We start from the raw sequence: 380 nt of genomic DNA on the forward strand, positions 1-380 counted from the left end.
CTTTAATCCTATTTCAAGCGTACCAGTTCCACCAAACCCTTGATTAAATAAAAGGGGGACATCATACTTCTTTGCGTACTCTTTTGCTACATCAATAGATACATTGCCACATGCACCTTTTTGAATGACAATAACATCGCATTTTTTTATAACACTTCGAAAGGTTTTCTTTACGCCTCCGTGATTTTCCCATCATGGAAAATAACCTGGCAGTCTCTTTTTTTGGCCAACTTCTCTAACGTTCTTCCATTTGATCCACCTAAAACTAGAATTGTACTCGTTCCCACTCATTCTCCTTATCTTTCTTCTTTATATATGTACTTGGTGATGTTAATAACACAAGTGTACAAGCTACAATATTCATTAACACGAAACAAACT

General features: G+C 35.8%; 1 pseudogene. It reads right to left on the minus strand.

The features are described 5' to 3' along the window. A pseudogene (locus SB717_RS34065) lies at positions 1-287 on the minus strand (DUF2325 domain-containing protein); the annotation flags it as partial. Positions 288-380: the final 93 nt, after the last annotated feature.

It is taken from the genome of Priestia sp. SIMBA_032 (genome assembly GCF_046535215.1).
GTDB lineage: Bacteria > Bacillota > Bacilli > Bacillales > Bacillaceae_H > Priestia > Priestia aryabhattai.